This window comes from Microcoleus sp. K1-B1, assembly GCF_036704705.1.
Classification (GTDB): Bacteria; Cyanobacteriota; Cyanobacteriia; order Cyanobacteriales; family Microcoleaceae; genus Microcoleus.
Map to the genome: position 1 here is coordinate 1 of NZ_JAUBSH010000215.1, position 1,030 is coordinate 1,030.

At 45.1% G+C, this 1,030-nt stretch carries 1 protein-coding gene; it reads right to left on the minus strand.

What is annotated here, in order from left to right; translation table 11 throughout:
* Window positions 1-99: 99 nt before the first annotated feature.
* Window positions 100-843: a 16S rRNA (guanine(527)-N(7))-methyltransferase RsmG gene (rsmG, locus tag QUA83_RS30485; protein WP_333297951.1), complete on the minus strand. Its 744-nt coding sequence runs from the start codon at window positions 841-843 to the stop codon at window positions 100-102.
* Between the last annotated feature and the right edge of the window lie 187 nt (window positions 844-1,030).

The window sequence follows — 1,030 nt, forward strand, 5'->3', positions numbered from 1 at the left end:
CGTCTTAAGTTTAACTCCAATTAGGTAACTTAATATTTTGTTACATAGATTGGTTTTTTCCCGCCTACCTACTTAGTTAGTATTGAAAAACGGCTGTAGCTAGCGCACGGGACGATCGAACTGCTGTACAACTTTCCGCAAGTAAACGCAGTGCCGCGCCCCCTGAGTCGTCGGCGTTGTGAATGCTTCGACTGACTCAACTGTGCCGCCCAAAGGCTCGATCGCCCTTTGCAACTCCGTTTCTTCCTCTACCGTCCAATTTCCACGGTAAAGCACAGCTAAACCGCCATTTTTCAGGAATGGCAGCGCGTATTTAGCACAAATAGAAGCTGCTCCAACTGCTCTAAGAAGTGCTAGATCGTAAGCTTGTTTGTGATGCGGCTGTCGGGCAATTTCATCAGATCTACCCAACAAAGTCGCCGCATTTTCTATCCCTAAAGACGGCACAACAGTTTCCAAAAAAGTAATTTTTTTGCGGGTAGAATCGAGCAAAGTAACTGATAGTTGTGGCAGGGCGATCGCGATCGGCAACCCCGGAAAACCCCCACCCGTCCCAATATCGATCGCTTTCTGCACCGACTCGGCGGCTAATTCGGGATTTTCCGCCGAATTGTGATTAGCTGGCAGCAGTCGGGCAATTCCCCGCAGAGAATCCCACAAATGTTTTTCCCAAAACTCCATTGGCTCAGTAATTCGAGTTAAATTCAAGGATCGATTTCCCTCGACAATTAACTCATAAAGTCGCTGAAATTGTTGTTGCTGCGACTCATTCGGCTGCCAATTCAGCGTTTTTTGCCACAACTCATTCATCTGGGGCAACACAGGCATTGTAATCTGATTCATCTTCTATTCCCACTCTTTTGTAAGCTTTGCAAATTCTCTGCACTTAAAAATGCTTCATAATGCGGTAGACCCGCCCGCACTAACTAATGACTAATGACTAATAACTAATGACTAAGTAGGTAGGCGGGAAAAAACCAATCTATGTAACAAAATATTAAGTTACCTAATTGGAGTTAAACTTAAGACG